Source organism: Streptomyces sp. NPDC028711 (assembly GCF_055565415.1).
Genome location: NZ_JBVHUJ010000003.1, coordinates 62662 through 81167 on the forward strand (window position 1 = coordinate 62662; position 18506 = coordinate 81167).

General features: G+C 72.6%; 18 protein-coding genes. 7 read left to right on the top strand and 11 right to left on the bottom strand.

Translation table 11 applies throughout. The annotated features are described in order from the left end of the window. Positions 1-8: 8 nt before the first annotated feature. Both ACZ4VK_RS11435 and ACZ4VK_RS11440 read right to left on the bottom strand, forming a co-directional pair. The gene (locus ACZ4VK_RS11435) at positions 9-806 is read right to left on the bottom strand and encodes a thymidylate synthase (RefSeq protein ID WP_468350959.1); all 798 of its coding nucleotides are present in this window, start codon (positions 804-806) and stop codon (positions 9-11) included. Between the two features lie 40 nt (positions 807-846). After that, the gene (locus tag ACZ4VK_RS11440; RefSeq protein ID WP_468350961.1) at positions 847-1794 is read right to left on the bottom strand and encodes a nitrilase-related carbon-nitrogen hydrolase; all 948 of its coding nucleotides are present in this window, start codon (positions 1792-1794) and stop codon (positions 847-849) included. Positions 1795-1843: 49 nt separating this feature from the next. Here ACZ4VK_RS11440 and ACZ4VK_RS11445 point away from each other — a divergent pair, with 49 nt between their 5' ends. Both ACZ4VK_RS11445 and ACZ4VK_RS11450 read left to right on the top strand, forming a co-directional pair. Then, positions 1844-2764 (top strand): LysR family transcriptional regulator, encoded by a 921-nt coding sequence (locus ACZ4VK_RS11445; RefSeq protein ID WP_468350962.1) that lies wholly within the window; start codon positions 1844-1846, stop codon positions 2762-2764. 96 nt (positions 2765-2860) lie between these two features. Beyond that, positions 2861-3697, top strand: coding sequence for a MerR family transcriptional regulator (locus ACZ4VK_RS11450; protein WP_468350963.1), 837 nt, complete (start codon positions 2861-2863; stop codon positions 3695-3697). Here the strand turns inward: ACZ4VK_RS11450 and ACZ4VK_RS11455 are convergent. Genes ACZ4VK_RS11455 through ACZ4VK_RS11470 form a run of 4 tightly spaced genes read right to left on the bottom strand, consistent with a single transcriptional unit; the run spans position 3684 to position 9445 of the window. Beyond that, on the bottom strand, positions 3684-5858 hold the full coding sequence (locus tag ACZ4VK_RS11455; RefSeq protein ID WP_468350965.1) for a 3-hydroxyacyl-CoA dehydrogenase NAD-binding domain-containing protein: 2175 nt from the start codon (positions 5856-5858) through the stop codon (positions 3684-3686). The genes ACZ4VK_RS11450 and ACZ4VK_RS11455 overlap by 14 nt on opposite strands. A 39-nt stretch (positions 5859-5897) precedes the next feature. Then, positions 5898-7112: an acetyl-CoA C-acetyltransferase gene (locus tag ACZ4VK_RS11460; RefSeq protein WP_468350966.1), complete on the bottom strand. Its 1215-nt coding sequence runs from the start codon at positions 7110-7112 to the stop codon at positions 5898-5900. A gap of 48 nt (positions 7113-7160) precedes the next feature. After that, positions 7161-8303 carry an acyl-CoA dehydrogenase family protein gene (locus ACZ4VK_RS11465; RefSeq protein ID WP_468350968.1) on the bottom strand — a complete coding sequence of 381 codons (1143 nt, stop codon included), beginning with the start codon at positions 8301-8303 and terminating at the stop codon, positions 7161-7163. Further along, the gene (locus ACZ4VK_RS11470) at positions 8300-9445 is read right to left on the bottom strand and encodes a CaiB/BaiF CoA transferase family protein (protein WP_468350970.1); all 1146 of its coding nucleotides are present in this window, start codon (positions 9443-9445) and stop codon (positions 8300-8302) included. Before ACZ4VK_RS11470 ends, ACZ4VK_RS11465 begins: the two co-directional genes overlap by 4 nt. Positions 9446-9779: 334 nt before the next feature. Between ACZ4VK_RS11470 and ACZ4VK_RS11475 the strand changes: the two genes are divergently transcribed. Continuing rightward, positions 9780-10994: a saccharopine dehydrogenase family protein gene (locus ACZ4VK_RS11475; RefSeq protein WP_468352004.1), complete on the top strand. Its 1215-nt coding sequence runs from the start codon at positions 9780-9782 to the stop codon at positions 10992-10994. Between the two features lie 76 nt (positions 10995-11070). On the opposite strand, the gene ACZ4VK_RS11480 is transcribed toward ACZ4VK_RS11475, so the two are convergent. From ACZ4VK_RS11480 to ACZ4VK_RS11490, 3 genes are all read right to left on the bottom strand, one after another. Then, positions 11071-11457, bottom strand: coding sequence for a VOC family protein (locus ACZ4VK_RS11480; protein WP_468350971.1), 387 nt, complete (start codon positions 11455-11457; stop codon positions 11071-11073). Further along, positions 11454-11588: a morphogenic membrane protein MmpA gene (mmpA, locus tag ACZ4VK_RS11485; RefSeq protein ID WP_468350973.1), complete on the bottom strand. Its 135-nt coding sequence runs from the start codon at positions 11586-11588 to the stop codon at positions 11454-11456. Before mmpA ends, ACZ4VK_RS11480 begins: the two co-directional genes overlap by 4 nt. Positions 11589-11663: 75 nt before the next feature. Beyond that, positions 11664-12359 carry an endonuclease V gene (locus tag ACZ4VK_RS11490; RefSeq protein WP_468350975.1) on the bottom strand — a complete coding sequence of 232 codons (696 nt, stop codon included), beginning with the start codon at positions 12357-12359 and terminating at the stop codon, positions 11664-11666. A gap of 94 nt (positions 12360-12453) precedes the next feature. Here ACZ4VK_RS11490 and ACZ4VK_RS11495 point away from each other — a divergent pair, with 94 nt between their 5' ends. Further along, complete coding sequence (locus tag ACZ4VK_RS11495) at positions 12454-12753, top strand: YciI family protein (protein WP_468350977.1); 300 nt, start codon at positions 12454-12456, stop codon at positions 12751-12753. A gap of 100 nt (positions 12754-12853) precedes the next feature. Here ACZ4VK_RS11495 and ACZ4VK_RS11500 read toward each other — a convergent pair whose 3' ends face one another. Beyond that, a complete protein-coding gene (locus tag ACZ4VK_RS11500) occupies positions 12854-14116 on the bottom strand; it encodes a WD40/YVTN/BNR-like repeat-containing protein (RefSeq protein WP_468352006.1) in 1263 nt (420 codons plus the stop codon). 358 nt (positions 14117-14474) lie between these two features. Between ACZ4VK_RS11500 and ssgD the strand changes: the two genes are divergently transcribed. The 3 genes from ssgD (at position 14475) to ACZ4VK_RS11515 (ending at position 18140) form a co-directional block, all read left to right on the top strand. Next, positions 14475-14891 carry a spore wall synthesis regulator SsgD gene (gene ssgD / locus ACZ4VK_RS11505; RefSeq protein ID WP_468350978.1) on the top strand — a complete coding sequence of 139 codons (417 nt, stop codon included), beginning with the start codon at positions 14475-14477 and terminating at the stop codon, positions 14889-14891. Between the two features lie 268 nt (positions 14892-15159). Further along, entirely contained in the window at positions 15160-16803 is a 1644-nt protein-coding gene (locus ACZ4VK_RS11510; protein ID WP_468350979.1) for an ABC-F family ATP-binding cassette domain-containing protein, read from the top strand. 362 nt (positions 16804-17165) lie between these two features. Continuing rightward, entirely contained in the window at positions 17166-18140 is a 975-nt protein-coding gene (locus ACZ4VK_RS11515; protein ID WP_468350981.1) for an acyl-ACP desaturase, read from the top strand. A 42-nt stretch (positions 18141-18182) separates the two neighbouring features. Here ACZ4VK_RS11515 and ACZ4VK_RS11520 read toward each other — a convergent pair whose 3' ends face one another. Continuing rightward, positions 18183-18440, bottom strand: a complete 258-nt coding sequence (locus tag ACZ4VK_RS11520) for a WhiB family transcriptional regulator (RefSeq protein ID WP_389679794.1) — start codon at positions 18438-18440, stop codon at positions 18183-18185. Positions 18441-18506 lie beyond the last annotated feature (66 nt).

The window sequence follows — 18506 nt, forward strand, 5'->3', positions numbered from 1 at the left end:
GTCGCCGCTCATACCGCGACCGGGGCCTTGATGGCCGGGTGGTGCCGGTAGTCCACGATCTCCACGTCCGCGAAGGCGTAGCCGAAGATCGAGTCCGCCTTGTGGAGGCGCAGCTCGGGAAAGTCGTACGGGGTGCGCGACAGCTGCTCGGTGACCTGCTCGACGTGGTTGTCGTAGATGTGGCAGTCGCCGCCGGTCCAGATGAAGTCGCCCGGTTCGAGCCCCGTCTGCTGCGCCACCATGTGGGTGAGCAGCGCGTAGCTGGCGATGTTGAACGGCACGCCGAGGAAGAGGTCCGCGCTGCGCTGGTACAGCTGGCAGGAGAGCCTGCCGTCGGCGACGTAGAACTGGAAGAAGGCGTGGCAGGGGGCGAGCGCCATCCGGTCCAGTTCGGCGACGTTCCAGGCGGAGACGATCATCCGGCGCGAGTCCGGGTCGTCGCGCAGGGTGTCGAGGACCTGGCTGATCTGGTCGATGTGCCGGCCGTCGGGGGTCGGCCAGGACCGCCACTGCACGCCGTAGACCGGGCCGAGCTCGCCTTCCGCGTCGGCCCACTCGTCCCAGATGGTGACACCGTGCTCCCGCAGCCAGCCGACGTTCGAGTCTCCGCGCAGGAACCACAGGAGCTCGTAGACGATCGACTTGAGGTGCACCTTCTTGGTGGTGACCAGCGGGAACCCCTGCGAGAGGTCGTAGCGGAGCTGGTGTCCGAAGACGCTCCGGGTCCCCGTTCCCGTCCGGTCGGCCTTGGCCGTCCCGGAGGTGAGCACCAGTTTCAACAGGTCTTCGTACTGTGTATCCGCCACGGACGCCGAGTCTACTGCCGGCCCGGGGTGCGCCGTACCGTCAGCCGCCGGTGACGGTGGCGCGCGGGGTCTCGTCGACGTGCAGGGTGAAGACGTCGGGGCGGGCGTAGTGACCGGTGGCGTCGAGATCGAAGCGGGCGCGGGCGAGGTCGTCCAGGTCGAGTTCGGCGGTCAGGATGCCCTCGCCGTCGCGCAGCGGCCCGGCGAGGACCTCGCCCAGCGGGGAGACGATGACGGATCCGCCGCCGATGAGCACGGTGTCGGGCTCGTCGCCCTGGACAGGGTGGAGGTCGGCGGGGAGGGCATCCCTGCGCAGGTACTGCGCGGCGCCGAGGACGAAGCAGCGGCCTTCGAGGGCGATGTGCCGCATGGTGGCCTGCCAGGCGTCGCGGTCGTCGACGGTCGGCGCGCACCACAGGTCCACGCCCTTGGCGTACATCGCCGTCCGCAGCAGCGGCATGTAGTTCTCCCAGCAGATGGCCGCGCCCAGGCGGGCGGTGCCGGTGTCCACCACGGGGAGGGTGGAGCCGTCGCCCTGACCCCAGAGGTACCGCTCGGCGGCGGTGGGCATGAGCTTGCGGTGCAGACCCAGATAGCCGTGGGGGCCGAGGAAGAGGGCGACGCAGTACAGCGTGCCGCCCCGGCGTTCGACCGCGCCGACGACGGCGTGACAGCCGAGTTCGCGGGTGACGGCGGCCAGGCTCTCGACCTCGGGGCCGGGGATCTCGACGGCCGCTGCGTGGTAGCGGCGGTAGAGCTCGCGGCCCGCCGGGGTGCGGCTGCCGACCGTGACGCCGAAGTCGAGCCCCTTGGGGTAGCCGCCGATGAACGCCTCGGGGAGGACGACGACCTCGGCGCCCCGGGCTGCGGCCTCACGGATGAGCTCTTCGGCCCGGGCCACCGCGGCCGGGGTGTCGAACAGCGGGGCGGCCGCCTGGACGACGGCGGCGGTGACGGTGCGACGGGGCTGTGCGGGAGTCGGAGTCATGGTGTCGACGCTAGGAACCGCACCCTCATCCGGCAAACTGATTCTCACGATGATCGACATCTATGACACCGAATTCCGGAAGGCCGACCTCAACCTGCTCGTCGTCTTCGCCGCCCTGATGCGTGAGCGCAGCGTCACCCGGGCCGCCGCCGCCCTGCATCTGAGCCAGGGCGCCACCAGCGCCGCCCTCGGCCGGCTGCGCGGGCTCTTCGACGACGAGCTGTTCACCCGTACCCGCGGCGGCGTCGCGCCCACCCCGCGCGCCGTGGCGCTGGCCCGCCGGATCGAGCCGGCGCTCGGGCTCGTCCACGGGGCGGTGACCGACCGGGACCGCTTCGACCCGGCCACCGCCCGGCGCACCTTCACCCTGGGCATGTCGGACGATCTGGAGGCGGCGCTCATGCCCCGCCTGCTGCGGGCCACGGCGGGGCTCCCGGGCATCCGGCTCGCCGTACGGCAGGCCAGCCGCAACACCGTCGCCGACATGATCGACCGGGGCGAGGTCGACCTCGGCGTGGCCGCCGCCCCGGCGCACCGCGCCGACCACCGCCGCCGGGACCTCTTCACCTCCGGCTACACCTGCCTGTTCAACCCCCGGCTGCTGCCGCTCCCCGTCCCCCTCGCACTCGACGACTTCCTGGCCCGTCCCCATCTGCTGATCTCCTACGACGGCCGGCGCGGCATCGTCGACGACGTCCTGGAGGCGCGGGGGCTCGACCGGCGGGTGATCGCCTCGACCACCCACTTCGCCGGAGCCGCCCTCCAGCTCGCGACCCTGCCGGCCCTGGCCACCGTGCCGAGCCATGCGGCCGAGATCTATGCCGACCTCCTTGACCTGGCCACGGCCGAGCCGCCGATTCCGATGCCCTCGTACACCGTCAGCGCGATCTGGCACGGAAGTCTCACCGACGACCCCGCCCACCTGTGGCTCCGCCGGCTCCTCGACGACACGGCGCTCGCGGACTCCTGAAGGGGCGGCGGGCTTTTACACGGGTGGTGAGACAGCAATACTGTTCAAGGGACCCGTACCGGCGGGTCGACCGCAGGGGAAGTGAGGGCACCTCGGATGGGCGTCGGGAGCGGCGAGACGGATGTGCCGGACGGGGACGTGCCCGGTACGAGCCCGGCGGGTGTGGACCCCGCCCGTACGAGCCTTCCGGACGCGGACGTCCCGAGTTATACCGTCGACGAGCTCGCCGCGCGGGCCGGGGTCACCGTGCGGACCGTGCGGTTCTACGGGACCCGGGGACTGCTGCCGCCGCCCGTCATCGGTCCGCGGCGGGTCGGGCACTACGGGCCGGGGCACCTGTCGCGGCTCGCGCTCATCGAGGAGCTCCAGCGGCAGGGCATGACGCTCGCGGCGATCGAGCGGTACGTGGAGCAGCTGCCGCCCGACCTCAGCGCCCAGGACCTCGCCATCCACCGGGCCCTCGTGGCCTCCTGGGCCCCCGAGTCCGCGGAGGACATCACCCTCCGCGACCTGGAGCGGCGCGCCGGGCGGGCCCTGACGGAGCGGGACATCGACCGGCTGGCCGCGATGGGCGTCCTCGAGCGCACCGCCGACACGGGGGCCGGGGACACCGAGGACACCGACACCTTCCGGCTGGACGGGGCGCTGCTGCGGCTCGGTGTGGAGATGCTCGACGTGCCGATCGAGCACGAGACGATCCTCGCCTCCCGGACCGTGCTCCTGGAGCACGCGCGCGCCGCCGCCCAGGAGCTGTCCCGGCTCTTCCAGGAGCGGGTGTGGAGCCCGTACCGGGAGAGCGGGGAGGACCCGGACCACCTGAGCGCCATGCGGTCGCTCTCGGCCCATATGCAGCCGATCGTGGTCCAGGCCCTCGTCACCGCCTTCCAGCGCTCACTGAGCGAGGAGCTGCGGGCCGCGTTCAGGAGTCGCTGAACACCTCGCCGCGCCCGGCCTTCTCCACCAGGAGGGCGGGCGGGGTGAACCGCTCGCCGTACGTCTCCGCCAGCTCGCGCGCGCGGGCCGTGAAGCCGGCGACACCGCCCTCGTAGCCGTTGACGTACTGGAGGACGCCGCCGGTCCAGGCCGGGAAGCCGATGCCCATGATGGAGCCGATGTTGGCGTCGGCGACCGAGGTCAGGACGCCCTCTTCGAGGAGCCGGACGGTGTCCAGGGCCTCGGCGAAGAGCATCCGTTCCTGCATGTCGCGGAACGGGATCTCGTACCCGGGCTTGGCGAAGTGCTCGCGCAGGCCGGGCCAGAGCCTGCCGCGCTTGCCGTCCTCGCCGTACTCGTAGAAGCCCGCGCCGCCGCTGCGTCCGGGCCGTCCGAACTCGTCGACCATGCGGTCGATCACGGCCTCGCCGGGGTGGGTGGTCCAGGTGCCGCCGGCCTCCTCGACCGCCCGCTTCGTCTCGTTGCGGATCTTGCGGGGCAGGGTCAGGGTCAGCTCGTCCATCAGGGAGAGGACCTTGGCGGGGTAGCCGGCCTGGGCGGCGGCCTGCTCGATCGAGGCGGGCTCGATGCCCTCACCGAGCATGGCGACGCCCTCGTTGATGAAGTGGCCGATCACCCGCGAGGTGAAGAAGCCGCGCGAGTCGTTGACGACGATCGGCGTCTTGTTGATCTGCCGGACCAGGTCGAACGCGCGGGCCAGGGCCTCGTCGCCGGTCCGCTCGCCCTTGATGATCTCGACGAGCGGCATCTTGTCGACGGGCGAGAAGAAGTGCAGGCCGACGAAGTCGGCCTGGCGCTCGACGCCCTCGGCGAGGACGGTGATCGGCAGGGTGGAGGTGTTGGAGCAGAGCAGCGCGTCGGGGGCGACGACGCCCTGGATCTCCTGGAACACCTTGTGCTTGAGCGCGGTGTCCTCGAAGACCGCCTCGATCACCGCGTCGCAGCCGGCCAGGGCCTGGACGTCGGAGGTCGGCGTGATGCGGGCGAGGAGCGCGTCGGCCTTCGCCCGGGTGGTGCGGCCGCGGGAGACGGCCTTGGCGCAGAGCGCCTCCGAGTAGGCCTTGCCCTTCGCGGCGGACTCGGCGGAGACGTCCTTGAGGACGACCTCGATGCCGGCGCGGGCGCAGGAGTACGCGATGCCGGCGCCCATCATGCCGGCGCCGAGGACGGCCACCTTGCGGACCTGGCGGGGCTCGACGCCCTTGGGGCGGCTGGCGCCGGAGTTGACGGCCTGGAGGTCGAAGAAGAACGCCTGGATCATGTTCTTCGCGGTCTGGCCGATGACGAGCTCGGTGAAGTAGCGGGACTCGATGGTGGCCGCGGTCTCGAAGTCGACCTGGGAGCCCTCGACGGCGGCGGCCATGATGGCGCGGGGCGCCGGGTAGGGGGCTCCGCCCAGCTGCTTGCGCAGGTTGGCGGGGAAGGCCGGCAGGTTGGCGGCGAACTTCGGGTTCGACGGGGTGCCGCCCGGGATCCGGTGGCCGGGGACGTCCCAGGGCTGGCGGGACTCGGGGTGCGCGTCGATGAAGGCGATGGCCTTGGCCATCATCTCCTCGGGGGTGGCGGCGACCTCGTGGACGAGGCCGTTCTCCAGGGCGCGCTGCGGGGCGTACTGGGTGCCCTGGAGCAGCACCTTGAGGAGGGCGTCGGTGATGCCCATGAGGCGTACGGTGCGGGCGATGCCGCCGCCGCCCGGCAGCAGGCCGAGGGTGACCTCGGGCAGACCGATCTTGGAACCGGGGGCGTCGAGCGCGACCCGGTGGTGGGAGGCGAGCGCGATCTCGTAACCGCCGCCGAGCGCGGCCCCGTTGATCGCGGCGACGACCGGCTTGCCGAGGGTCTCGATGCGGCGCAGCGCGTTCTTCATCGCGAGGGCGGCGTCGAAGATGTCCTGGGCGTGCTCGGGGCCCGCCTTGACCATGTCCTTGAGGTCGCCGCCCGCGAAGAAGGTCTTCTTGGCGGAGGTGTAGATGATGCCGCGGACGGAGTCCTTCTCGGCCTCGAGGCGGTCGGCGACGGCGACGATGGAGGCCCGGAAGGCCTGGTTCATGGTGTTGGCGGACTGGTCGGGGTCGTCGAGGACGAGGGTGACGATCCCGGTCGCGTCCTGGTCCCAGCGGATGGTGGTGCTCTCGCTCATGACTGATGCTTCTCCGTTTGAGGGGTGCGGACGGGACGGTCAGACGCGCTCGACGACGGTGGCGATGCCCATGCCGCCGCCCACGCAGAGGGTGGCGAGGCCGTAGCGCTTGTCCTGCCGCTCCAGCTCGTCGACGAGGGTGCCGAGGATCATCGCTCCGGTGGCGCCGAGCGGGTGGCCGAGCGCGATGGCTCCGCCGTTGACGTTGACCTTGTCCAGGGAGATCCCCATGTCCTTGACGAAGCGCAGGACGACGGCCGCGAAGGCCTCGTTGATCTCGATCAGGTCGATGTCGTCGATGGTGAGCCCGGCCTTGGCGAGCGCCTTGCGGGTCGCGGGGGCGGGTCCTGTGAGCATGATGGTCGGTTCGGAGCCGGAGACGGCGGCCGAGACGATACGGGCGCGCGGGGCCAGTCCGTTCCGCTCGCCGGCCTCCCTGGAGCCGATGGCGACGAGGGAGGCGCCGTCGACGATGCCCGAGGAGTTGCCCGCGTGGTGGACGTGGTCGATCTCCTCGACCCAGTGGTACTTCTGCAGCGCGACCGCGTCGAAGCCGCCGAGCTCGCCGATGTCGGCGAAGGAGGGCTTGAGGCGGGCGAGGGAGTCGGCTGTGGTGCCGGGGCGCAGGAACTCGTCGTGGTCGAGGACGGTGAGCCCGGCGCGGTCCTTCACGGGCACGATCGAGCGGGCGAAGCGGCCGTCCTTGACGGCGGCGGCGGCGCGCTCCTGGGAGAGGGCGGCGTACTCGTCGACGTCCCGGCGGGTGAAGCCCTCGATGGTGGCGATGAGGTCGGCGCCGATGCCCTGCGGGACGAAGTTGGTGTCGAGGTTCGTCATCGGGTCGGAGAACCAGGCGCCGCCGTCGGAGGCCATCGGCACGCGGGACATGGACTCGACGCCGCCGGCGAGGACGAGGTCCTCCCAGCCGGAGCGGACCTTCATCGCGGCCATGTTGACCGCTTCGAGGCCGGAGGCACAGAAGCGGTTCTCCTGGACGCCGGCGACGGTGTCGGGGAGTCCGGCGGCGATGGCCGCGATGCGGGCGATGTCGGAGCCCTGGTCGCCGACGGGGCCGACGACACCGAGGACGATGTCGTCGATGGCGGCCGGGTCGAGGCCGGGGTTGCGGGTCTGGATCTCCCGGATCAGGCCGACGACCAGGTCGATGGGCTTGGTGCCGTGCAGGGAGCCGTTGGCCTTGCCGCGTCCGCGCGGGGTGCGGATCGCGTCGTACACGTACGCTTCGGTGCTCACGGAAAGCCTTTCGCGAGGGGTGAGGGTGGTGTGCGTGGGGCGGGGAGGTCAGCCGAGGAGGGAACGGCCGATGATCTCCTTCATGATCTCGGTGGTGCCGCCGTAGATGGTCTGGATCCGGCCGTCGGTGTAGGCGCGGGCGACCGGGAATTCGCTCATGTAGCCGTATCCGCCGTGCAGTTGCAGGCAGCGGTCGGCGACCCGCTTCTGGAGTTCGGTCGCCCACCACTTGGCCATGGAGGCGTGGACGGCGTCGAGTCCCCCCTCGTTGTGCTCGGTGACGCAGCGGTCGACGAAGGTCCGGGTGACGGCGCACTCGGTGGCCATCTCGGCGATCTCGAAGCGGATGTGCTGGAGCTTGGCGAGGGGCCGGCCGAAGGCCTCGCGCTCCTTGACGTACCGGGTGGTGATCTCCAGGAGGTGCTCGGCGCCCGCGATGCCGGCGACGGCGATGGCGAGGCGTTCCTGGGCGAGGTTGGTCATGAGGTGGATGAAGGCGCCGTTGAGTTCGCCGAGGAGGTTCTCCTTGGGGACGCGGACGTCGTGGAAGAACAGCTCGGCGGTGTCCTGGGACTTCTGGCCGATCTTGTCCAGATTCCGGCCGCGCTCGAAGCCCTCGGCGCCGCGCTCGACGACCAGGAGGGAGAGGCCGTGCGCCCCGCCCTCGGGGGTGGTGCGGGCGACGACGACCACGAGGTCGGCGAGGATGCCGTTGGAGATGAAGGTCTTGGAGCCGTTGAGGATCCAGTGGTCGCCGTGGTCCTCGGCGGTGGTACGGATGCCCTGGAGGTCCGAGCCCGCGCCGGGTTCGGTCATGGCGATGGCGGTGACGATCTCGCCCGAGCAGAAGCCGGGCAGCCAGCGCCGCTTCTGCTCCTCGGTGCCGAGCGAGGTCAGATAGGGGCCGATGATGTCGTTGTGGAGGCCGATGGCGAGTCCGGGGGCGCCGGCCCGGGTGAACTCCTCGGCGAGGACGGCGCCGTAACGGAAGTCGGGGTTGCCGCCGCCTCCGTACTCCTCGTCGACGGCGAGGCCGAGCAGCCCCTGCCGTCCGGCGGCGAGCCAGACCTCGCGGGAGACGATGCCGTCCTCCTCCCACTGTGCGTAGTGGGGCAGCACCTCCTTCTCCAGGAAGGTGCGGACCGTGGACCGGAAGGCCTCGTGGTCGGCGGTGTAGAGCTGACGCTTCATGCTTCGGTCTCCTGGGTCTTCACAGCGGGTACGCCCCAGTCGCGGGCGACGGCGGCGGTGTCGGCACCGGGCAGGGCGGGGCCCGTACGGAGAGTGCCGGGAGTCACGGAGAAACGCGGGGCGGGCGCCGGCTGGGCCGTTCCGTCGCGCTCGACGAAGGTCGCGCGGGCCGCGAGGTGCGGGTGGGCGGGGGCCTCGCGGAGGGAGAGGACAGGGGCGACGCAGGCGTCGGAACCCTCGAAGACGGCGCTCCACTCCTCGCGGGTACGGCTCCGGAAGCGCTCGGCGACGGCCTCGCGCAGTTCGGGCCAGCGGGCGAGGTCGCGGCGGGCGGGTGCGGCCTCCTCGACGCCGAGGAGGCGGACGAACTCCGCGTAGAACTGCTCCTCGAGCGCGCCGACCGCCATGTGGCCGCCGTCGGAGGTCTCGTAGACGCCGTAGAAGGGGCAGCCGCCGTCGAGGAGGTTGACGCCCCGCCGGTCCTGCCAGCCGCCGGCCGCGAGCATGCCGTGGATCATCGTGGTGAGGTGCGCGGTGCCGTCCACGATGGCGGCGTCGACGACCTGGCCCTCGCCGTGTGCGCGGGCGTGCTGGAGCGCGGCGAGGACGCCGATGACGAGGTACAGGGAGCCGCCCGCGTAGTCGCCGACGAGGTTGGCGGGGACGGTGGGCGGGCCGTCCGGGTCGGGGCCGATCATGCCCAGCGCGCCGGTGATCGCGATGTAGCCGATGTCGTGGCCCGCGGTCGCCGCGAGCGGCCCGTCCTGGCCCCAGCCGGTCATCCGCCCGTAGACGAGGCGCGGATTGCGGGCGAGGCAGGCGTCGGGGCTGACGCCGAGGCGCTCGGCGACGCCCGGCCGGTAGCCCTCGATCAGGATGTCGGCGCGCTCGACCAGGTCGAGGACGGTGTCCGGGCCGCCGTCGGCCTTGAGGTCGACGAGGACGGAGCGCTTGTTGCGGTTGGTGAGGTCGCGGGCCGGGTCGATGCCGAGGCCGGGTCCTCCGGGGCGGTCGACGCGGACGACGTCGGCGCCGAGGTCGGCCAGGAGCATCGCGGCGAACGGGCCGGGCCCGATGCCCGCGAGCTCGACCACGCGTACCCCCGTGAGCGGGCCGTTCCCGGCGGTGTGCGTCGTGCTCATCGAGCCCCCAGACGTGTGTGACACCAATGATGTAACACCGGAGATGCTAGGAACGTGTTCCACTCGGCACAAGCCCCCCGGCCGAGCAAGCGCTTGGAAATTACGAGGGCCGGGGCGCGGACCGGGGTCCGGCGGGGACCCGCTATCCTCCGCCGACGACGACAACCGCGCGCGGCGGCGCGGCACGGCCGAAACGAGGGGCTGTATGGAGACAGGGGCGGACGTGGGACGCGAGGACGGGGCCGGGGCCGAGTCGGTCGCGGAGGCCGCGGAGGCCGCGGGCGCGACTGGGGGCGGGGCCGGGACGGACGCGGTCGCGGAGGGCGGGGCCGTGATGGATCCGGCGATCGAGACGGCGCCGGCCCGGCGGGAGCGCGGAGCGCGGCCGTACGACGTGGTCCTCTTCGGGGCGACCGGGTTCGTGGGCGAGCTCACCGCCGCGTATCTGGCCGAGCACGCCCCCGCGGAGTGCCGCTGGGCGCTCGCCGGCCGCAACAGGGCCGGTCTTACCGCCCTGCGCGAACGGCTCGCCGCCCGGTGGCCGCACTGCGCCGACCTTCCGCTCGTCGTCGCCGACGCCGCCGATCCCGGCTCGCTGCGCGATCTCGCCGAGTCGGCCCGGGTGGTGGCGACCACCGTCGGCCCCTACGTCTGGTACGGCGACGGGCTCGTGGCCGCCTGCGCGGAGGCCGGCACGGACTGCGTGGACCTCACCGGCGAGGCCGAGTTCGTCGACCTGACGTACGTACGCCACGACGCGCGCGCCCGGGAGACCGGCGCCCGGATCGTGCACGCCTGCGGCTTCGACTCCGTCCCGCACGACCTGGGGGTGTACTTCACCGTCCAGCAGCTCCCGGAGGGCGTACCGCTCCGCGTCGACGGCTTCGTCCGCGCCGGAGCGACCTTCTCCGGGGGCACGTTCGCCTCCGCGCTCACCGCGTTCGGCCGGGGCCGGCAGATCCTGCGGGCCGCGCACGAACGGCGGCTCCACGAACCTCGTCTGGTGGGCCGCCGGGCCCGGGCACCGCTGGGCGGCCCGCGCTTCAGCCGGGAGACGGGGACCTGGGCGCTGCCGCTGCCGACGCTCGACCCGCAGGTGGTGGCGCGTTCGGCAGCGGCCCTCGACCGGTACGGGCCGGACTTCCGCTACCGGCACTACGCCTCCGTGAAGACGCTCCCGATGGCGCTCGGGGGCGCCGCCGCCGTCGGCGCGAGCGTGGCGGCGGCCCAACTGCCGCCGGTCCGCGCCTGGCTGATGGAGCGTTACCAGGCCGGTGAGGGTCCGTCCGAGGAACGGCGCGCCCGCAGCTGGTTCTCGGTGCGTTTCGTCGGCGAGGGGGGCGGACGCCGGGTCTTCACCGAGGTGTCGGGCGGCGATCCGGGGTACGACGAGACGGCGAAGATGCTCGCCGAGTCGGCCCTCTGCCTCGCCTTCGACCCGCTCCCGAAGACGGCGGGCCAGGTGACGACGGCGGCGGCGATGGGCGACGCGCTCACCGCGCGGCTGAGGGCGGCGGGGATCCGCTTCCGGGTGGCACACCGCGGCTGAGCGGGGCCCGCCGACGGATCCGGGCACGCGAGGGGCCCTGGCACGAGGTGCGGCGTACCCGCGTAAAGACGAGGGATCAGGGGCGTACGAGACGGAAGGGATGCCCGGCCGGGTCCGCGTAGACGCGCCAGGCCGGGTCGCCGCCCCCGTCGTCGACCCCGCCGCCGCCGAGCGGTACGGCCCCGAGCGCGAGGACGGCCTCGTGGGCGACGTCCAGGTCGTCGACCCGCACGTCGAGGTGGAACTGCTGCTCGGGCGCGCCCCACACGGGCGGGCGGTGGTCGGCCACGCCCTGGAAGGCGAGGGCCTGTCCGCCGTCGCCGCGCAGCACGGCGGAGCCCTCGCCGACGGCCCACCGGGGATCGGGGCTCTCGACCTTGCCGCCGATCAACCGCTGGTAGAAATCGGCGAGTTCGCGGGCGTCCGGGCAGTCGAGGACGAGGCAGCGGAGCCGCCCGATCACGTCAGGATCCAGGCGCCGAGGACGTACACCATGGCGCAGACCCAGGCCAGGGCGATGAGGCCGGCGCCGGCGAGAACGAGGTTCAGGCCGCGCCCGGCGGAACGCGGCGGAGCGGAAAGGGGTGTTGTCATGGGCACCACTCTGCCGGGAACGTGTCACGGGCCGGTATCCGTACAGCTACTCAGACGTCCCCGTCCCTCCGCGGCTCAGACGTCCCCCAGCGCCTCCTTCAAGGCACGACGGCAGAGGGAGTCGGCGTGGCGGGTGGTTTCCGGGATGCGGTAGCGCGGGGTGAGCCGGAGGGTGTGGGCGCAGGCGTTGGCGAGCGAGACCCGGTGGCCGACGGAGACGAACACCGGCTTCACCCCGGTCCGGGTGCGCAGGGCCCGCCCCACCTCCTCGCCGTCGGCCAGGAGCGGGGCGAAGTCGCCGCGCGCGGAGCCGGGTCGCTCGTACGTGAAGGTGAAGGGGTTCTTCGCGACGCCGATGGACGGGCGGCCGGTGAGGACTCCGAGGTGGCTGGCGAGCCCGAAGCGGCGGGGGTGGGCGAGGCCGTAGCCGTCGCAGACGAGGAGGCCCGGGTCGGCCGTGAGATCGCCGAGCGCGGCGAGGACGGTGGGGATCTCACGGAAGGCGAGGAGCCCGGGGACGTACGGGAACGAGACTCGGCCGACCGCCGTGGCCTCCTCCACGACCTCCAGGGTCCGCGCGTCGAGGACGACGGCCGCCGCGGCGACGAGATCGCGCTCGTCGTCGTAGGCCACGTCGAGCCCGGTGACATGTCCCTCGCCGGGCTCCGGCCCCTCCTCGTCCTGTACGAGGCGCCCGCGCAGCTCCTGCTGGACGGCTCGGGCGGCGGTCTCGTCGGCGGGCCAGCCCGCCGGAATCTCGATGATCGTCATGATGCGGGCCACCCTATGGTCGGCCGTGGAGCGGTGTGTCCGGGGGCCGGTACGTCCCGGCGGGGCCCGGAGGGCAACGGGTAGCCTGGCGATCATGTTCGTACTGGAATTGACCTACACCGCGCCCGTCGAGCGGGTCGACGCGCTGCTCGACGCGCACATCGAGTGGCTCGACGCGCAGTACGCCGCCGGCGTGTTCATCGCCTCGGGGCGGAAGAACCCGCGCGACGGCGGTGTGATCCTGGCCGCCGGGGTCGACCGCGCGGAGATCGAGAAGATCGCGGCGGCCGACCCGTTCAGCGCCGAGGGCGTGTGCGCGTACCGGATCACGGAGTTCTACGCGACCAAGACGGCCGAGGGCCTCGCCGCGTACCGGGAGCAGCTGCCTTCCTGACGCTGCTCGTCGGTGACCGGTGAGCCGGACGCCCCGGCCCCGCCCGGCCCGGCCCTCCTCGTCGATGACGGGCGAGCCGGGCGCGATCCGGCCCTCCCCGTCAGTGACCGGCGAGCCGGGCGATCCGGCCCTTCTCGCCGGAGGCCCAGCAGGAGCCGTCGGACGTGCAGTCCACCGTGTCGTACGAGCCGGTGTCGACCGTGCGCCAGGTCTGGCCGCCGTCGGTGGTCAGGTCCGTGCCGGTCGGGCCGACGGCGAGCGCCGCGCTCCTGCTGTGCGGGAGCCAGGTGACGCCCGAGCGGTACGCGGGCGGCGGTGTGGCCGAGGCGCGCCAGCCGCGCCCTCCGTCGCCGGTGACCGCGGCGGCCCGCGGCGACGGCTGGTCCTTGCGGTAGTCGCCGCCGACGGCGATGCCGTGCGCGCGGTCGCGGAAGGCGAGCCCGAAGACGCCGCGGGCCGGGTCGCCCGCCGGTACGGGCGAGACGGTGGCGGTCCAGGTCAGCCCCCGGTCGGCGGAGTGGAGCACGCGCGCGGTGGCGCCGCCGCCCGTCGCCAGCCACACGTCCCGGGGTCCGGCCGACACCAGGCACTGGCCGCTCGCCGCGAAGCCCGCCTCGCCGGGGAGCGCGTCCGGCATCCCGGCGTCGGGCAGGACGTGCCAGGAGCGGCCGCCGTCGCGGGTGGAGAGGATGCGGTACTTGCCGTCGACCGGGTCGCTCATGGCGAGTCCGTGCCGGCGGTCGAAGAAGGTCATGCAGTCGTAGAAGGCACGCGGATCGGTGTTCCGGAAGGACTCGGTCCAGGTGGCGCCGCCGTCCTCCGTGCGGAGCACGCGCGAGGCCTCGCCCTCGCCGATGGCGAGGACGACGGCCCGGCGGGCGTCGAAGGCCTCCACGTCGCGGAACTCCAGCCCGTCCGCACCGGCCGGCGAGACGTTCCGCCAGCTCCGGCCGCCGTCGGTGGTGCGCAGCACCGTGCCCCGGGAGCCGGCCGCCCAGGCGGTGCGGCGGTCGACCGCCGCGAGGCCGCGGAAGCGGGCGTCGGTGCCGGTCGGCGTGAGCTGCCAGCCGGCCGACGCGCCATCGGCCGACGTCGGCTGCCGGCCGGTCGACGCCCCGTCGATCGGAGTCGGCTGCCGATCGGTCGACACCCCGTCGGCTGGCGTCAACTGCCCACCGCTCGCGGCCATGTCGGTCACCACGCCGTGTCGGACCGCGGCCGCCGTGTCGGCGAGGCCCGTCGGTGCCTGCTGTCGGTCGGTCGCGGCCGCGGGGGTCTCCCCGGCGCGCGCCGGGGCGGTCACGGTCAGCGCAAGCGCCGCCCCGATCAGCCCCACCGACATCATTCGTCTCGTCTTGCCCATGGACGTCATGGCGCCGGAAGCTAGTACCCCGGGCCGCTCCCCGTCCAGGGTGCGTACCCCCAACGTCCCTCCCACAGAGGCCACATGGCCGATCGCGTGGCCGTCGCGACACCGGACCCTCCGGAAATCAGCCGTACTGAGATCGCTCCGGGCCGTGCGCCGGGCACGACGGCGAGGCCTCCTACCGGCGCTGACCTGTGCACCCGGCCCCGACGCGCCGGAACAGGCGGGGGCGGTGACGCAGCTCACGTGGGTCCCGAGTGCACGTTCCGGCCGCTTCGCTCGTCTTGCCAGGTGTCAGGTGCCCTGGTGTCGGGGAGACGCACAGGATCCGAAGCCCGCGCGAGAGGAGCCGGCCATGTCCGCCGTCATCGAGCAAGCCGTACAGGCACGAATGGTCGCGTCCACCCCGCGGATGGAGACGGTCCCCGCCACCCTGCGGTACGACCGCGAGGACCCGTACGCCGTGAGCATGGCCTTCCCGCCGCCCGCGACCCTGGAGGGCGTCGAGGTCTCCTGGGCCTTCTCGCGCGAGCTCCTCGTCCAGGGCGTCGAGCGCCCGGCCGGCGACGGGGACGTACGCCTGCGTCCGTACGGGTACGACCGCACGGTGGTCGAGTTCCACGCCCCGGAGGGGGTCGCCATGGTCCACGTCCGGACCTCGGAGCTGCGCCTCTTCCTGGAGCGCTCGGAGCACCTGGTGCCGGCGGGCCGCGAGAACCAGTACCTGGACTGGGACCAGGGTCTGGCGGAGCTGCTGCGCGACCGTCCCTGACGAGGTCCGGGGCCAGGGGTCGTCTCTCCCCGTAAATCGTTTGTGCCCTCCCGTGCCCCGGCGTACGGTCCATGACGACCTAGTCGTCACCTGATCGGAGAAGGACGTTGCTCGTCTGAGGTTGCGAGACACCGTGCCGCGCGTGCCCCCTGTGCCGCGTGTGCCGTTCTCCACCTCGGCGTACGAGCCGTACTTCCCACTGCCCGCGCCCCCGGTGTCTCCACGCGTCGCATCCAGTCACGCTCGCGCTCGCATCCGGGAGGCCCCCATGGCGCATCACCCCACCTTCATCACCTGCACGTCCGTCTCCTTCTCCTGGCCGGACGGCACCGAGGTCCTCGACGACTTCCGCCTCGCGGTCGGCCCCGGCCGCACCGGGCTCGTCGGGCTCAACGGCTCCGGCAAGTCCACGCTCCTGAAGCTGATCGCGGGCGAGCTGACCCCGGCCTCCGGCACCGTCCGGGTCACCGGCGAACTCGGCTACCTGCCGCAGAACCTGGTCCTCGACACCACACGGCGGGTGGACGAGATCCTCGGCATCGCCGCGAAACGGGCCGCCCTGCACGCCATCGAGGCGGGCGACCCGGCGGAGGAGCACTTCACCGCTCTCGCCGACGACTGGGACGTGGAGGAACGGGCCCGCGCCACCCTCGACCAGCTCGGTCTCGGCGGCGTCGGTCTCGACCGGACCGTCGGTGAGGTCTCGGGCGGCGAGTCCGTCCTGCTGCGCCTCGCCGCGCTGCTGCTCGCCCGCCCGGACGTCCTGCTGCTCGACGAGCCGACCAACAACCTGGACCTGCACGCCAGGACACGGCTGTACGAGGCGGTGGAGAGCTGGTCCGGGGTCCTCGTCGTGGTCAGCCACGACCGCGAACTCCTGGAGCGGGTCGACCAGATCGCCGATCTGCGGGACGGCGCCGTCACCTGGTACGGCGGCGCCTGGTCCGCCTACGAGGAGGCGCTCGCGGCCGAACAGGAGGCGGCGGAGCGGATGGTACGCGTCGCCGAGGCCGACGTGCAGCGGCAGAAGCGTGAACTCGGCGAGGCCCAGCAGAAGTTGGCGCGCCGCAAGCGGTACGCGCAGAAGAGCTTCGAGAACAAGGTCGTTCCGAAGATCGTGGCGAACAACCGGAAGAGCGAGGCGCAGGTATCGGCCGGCAAGCACCGCGCGCTGCACGCGGAGCGCCTGTCGGAGGCGCGGGAGCGGCTCGACGCGGCCGTGGAGGCCGTGCGCGACGACGACGAGATCCGCGTCGAGCTCCCGCGCACGTCGGTGCCACCGGGCCGCGAAGTGCTGCTCCTGCGGGACCTGGAACTGCGGTACGGGGCGCGCGTGGACGGCGGGTTCGAGCTGCGCGGACCGGAGCGCATCGCACTGGTCGGGCGGAACGGCGCCGGGAAGACGACGCTGCTCCGGACGATCGCCGGCGAACTGCCGCCCCTTTCGGGAGAGGCGGAGGCGCGGGTGCCGCTCCGTTTCCTGCCGCAGCGGCTCGACGTCCTCGACGACGGGCTGACCGTGGTGGAGAACGTAGCCGGGTTCGCGCCCACGGCGACGGCGAACGCGATCAGGGCACGGCTCGCACGGTTCCTGTTCCGCGGGGCGCGGGCCGATCAGGTCTTCGGCACCCTGTCGGGCGGTGAACGCTTCCGGGCGACGCTCGCGGCCCTGCTCCTCGCGGAGCCGGCGCCGCAGTTGCTGATGCTGGACGAGCCGACGAACAACCTGGACATCGCGTCGGTACGGAAGCTGACGGCGGCCCTCGACGCCTACGAGGGGGCCCTGATCGTGGCGAGCCACGACGTGACCTTCCTGGAGTCGCTGGGCATCACCCGCTGGCTGCTGCTCGACGGCGAGCTGCGGCCGACGACGGCGGAGGAGGTGCGGGGGATGGCGTCGACCGGGCGGTAGACGGGTGCGGGGCGTGGGCGGGCCATGCGGGTGCCTTGGGCCGCGTGGCGGGGGGCGGCCGACAGACCGTCGACGGGGCGAGTGCGCCGGGTCGCTGATCAAGCCGGTGAAAGCGGCACGGCGCACTCGCTCTGAGCCGCCGGGCATCTGCGCTGCGTGGCCGACCGGAGGTCCCGCCGGACGCGCCCACGACGTGACCTGCGTCTCTGCCACCCCGCCCGAGCAGCGCACATAACGGAACGTAACCGGACATCGCCGGGAGGGGCTTGGCCGACACCTTACGGAGCCTTAACCTACGGTCTCGTAACCTACGAATCCGTAGGTATTCCCGTATGCCCTTCTCTCCGTCCCCAGGAGTCCCCGTGACACTCACCTCTCCCCACCTCGGCAGCTCCGCGGAGTGGACCGACGCGCGCCTGCTCTACGCGCTCGAAGAGGTCGTGGAGCAGGAGCTCAACCGGCACCTCAAGGTCACCAAGGACTGGATGCCGCACGAGTACGTGCCCTGGTCCGACGGCCGGAACTTCCCCGGTTTCTTCGAGGACGGCGAGGCCTGGGACCCGTCCCAGTCGAAGGTGACCGACATCGGCAAGATCGCCCTCGTCGTCAACCTGCTCACCGAGGACAACCTCCCGAGCTACCACCACGAGATCGCCAGCCTCTTCGGCCGCGACGGCGCCTGGGGCACCTGGGTGCACCGCTGGACCGCCGAGGAGGGCCGCCACGGCATCGTGATGCGCGACTACCTGCTCGCCTCGCGCGCCGTCGACCCGGACAAGCTGGAGCAGTTCCGGATGGCGCACATGAGCGAGGGCTTCGAGTCCGACAACCGGCACTCGATGCTGCACTCGGTCGCGTACGTCGCCTTCCAGGAGCTCGCGACCCGCATCTCGCACCGGAACACCGGCCACCAGTCCGGCGACCCGGTCTGCGACCGGATGCTCTCCCGCATCGCCACCGACGAGAACCTGCACATGGTCTTCTACCGCAACCTGCTGGGCGCGGCCTTCGAGCTCGCCCCCGACCTGACCATGCAGGCCGTGCGGGACGTCGTGGTCGGCTTCCGGATGCCCGGACACGGCATGCCCGGCTTCGAGCGGGCGGCGGCGCAGATGGCGATCGGCGAGATCTACAACATGCGCATCCACCACGACGACGTCCTCCAGCCCGTCCTGCGCTTCCTCAAGGTCCTCCAGATCGAGGGCCTCGGCCCGGACGGCCTGCGCGCCCAGGAGGAGCTGGGGCTCTACATGAACGGGCTCGACAGCGAGGCCAGCAAGTTCGACGAGAAGCTCGCGGCCCGCAAGGCCCGGATGGCCGCCCGCGCGGCGGGCTGACCGGCCGGGCACCGCGCGGCGGGCGCCCTGCCCGTCGCGCGCTCAGCCGCGCTGCCGCCTCAGCCGGAACCGCTCCTTCTCCGAGAGCCCGCCCCACACGCCGAAGCGCTCGTCATGCGTGAGCGCGTACTCCAAACAGGCCACGCGCCCCTCACAGGCCCCGCAGAGCTGCTTCGCCTCACGGGTCGAGGATCCGGGCGCCGGAAAGAAGAACTCCGGGCCGGCCTGGGCGCACAGCGCGTTCTCCTGCCAGGTCATGTCGGGCTCCGGTGCGGTCAGTACGCTCGTGTCGGTCTGCATGCCGTACACGCTGCCGCAGGGGCGTAAACGAGCCATCAACGTTCGATCAATGCGGCGCGCCGAACG